Here is a 1,394-nt window from a genome sequence, read left to right as displayed (position 1 = left end):
CCCGCCGCCCCGCGCCAGGCCCTCGTCATCGGGGCCTCCCGCGGCTTAGGGCTCGTCCTGGCCGACGAACTCGCCGGACGCGGCTGGCACGTCATCGCCACGGCCCGCCGGCCCGGCGGCGAACTGCAGGCCCGCGCCGACGCGCACGGCGGACGCCTGGAGCCGGAGAGCCTGGAAATGAACAGCCCCGGCCAACTCGCCGCACTGCGCGAGCGCCTGACGGGCCGTAGGCTCGACCTGCTCTTCGTCAACGCCGCGATCGACCGCGGCAACCTGCCGATCGGCGACGTGCCCACCGACATGTTCACCGAGGTGATGATCACCAACGCGCTGAGCCCGCTGCGCACCCTGGAGGCCCTGCGCGACCTCGTCGCACCCGGCGGAACCGTGGCGGTCATGTCCTCCGAGCAGGGCAGCATCACCCTCAACACCGAGGACGGCTACGAGCTCTACAAGGCCAGCAAGGCCGCCCTCAACCAGCTGATGCGCAGCTACGCGACCCGCCACGGCGCCGATGGACAGACCAAGCTGCTCATCGACCCCGGCCACAACCGCACCCGGCTCGGCGGACCGGACGCACCGCTGGCGCCCCACGAGAGCATCCCGCCCGTCGCCGACGTCATCGAGGCCCAGGCGGGCGCCCCGGGCCTGCAGTTCCTGGACCGCCACGGCGAGCCGGTGCCCTGGTGAGGAGGGCGCGGAACCGGCCCCAGGGGGACGCCTCGGGCCGGGTGGGCTCGGCGACCAGGCCGGGGATGTCACCGAAGCCGGCCGCCTCCCCGGCCTCCTCGGCCGCGTTGGTCCCGGCGCTGCGCGGGAACGTGGCCTGCTCGTGGGCGGTGAGCGGGGCCTCGGTGTCGCCGGGGTGCGTGGTGAGGGCCCGGCCCGCCGGGCGGCCTCACGGCGCCGCAGCGCCGTCCGCAGCATCCCCCAACGTCCCCTGACGCGCGTGGTGTTGGCCGGTGCCCGGGAGAGTGGGCGGACCCGGCTGGGCGGTGGCGCCCATCGCGACACACAGGGGCGGCCCGGGTGCCCCGGGGTACACGCCTCGCCGCCGACCGCCCGTCGCCCCTCGTCGACCGCCACCAGCAGCCCGCCGGCCGCCACCGCCTGCCCGCCCGCCGATCGCTGACCGTCATCGACTGCCGCCGCCCGCCGCCGGCCCCGGGGTACCGGCCCGCCTGCCCCGCCCTCCGGGCAACCCCACGGCGCTCCAGTGCAGTCCGCACCCTCCCCGCCCAACACGACCTGAAACAAGCTGTGTTGGCTGGGCCCGGGAAGCGCGGGCGGCCCGGCCGGACGTCGGCGCTCACCGCGACGATCCGGGGGCAGCCGGGGGACAGCCGGAGGGGGGCAGCCGGGGCGTCCCGGGCCGCCCCGGATGCCCCCAGAAC

At 76.6% G+C, this 1,394-nt stretch carries 1 protein-coding gene; it reads left to right on the top strand.

The window, feature by feature from the left end:
* Positions 1-690 (top strand): SDR family NAD(P)-dependent oxidoreductase (locus AOK03_RS38795; RefSeq protein WP_055570055.1); only part of this gene is annotated, 690 nt, incomplete at its 5' end.
* Positions 691-1,394 lie beyond the last annotated feature (704 nt).

Source organism: Streptomyces atriruber, from assembly GCF_001418325.1.
In the GTDB taxonomy this organism is placed as follows: Bacteria; Actinomycetota; Actinomycetes; order Streptomycetales; family Streptomycetaceae; genus Streptomyces; species Streptomyces atriruber.
This window is presented reverse-complemented; position numbering and strand designations above follow the sequence as displayed.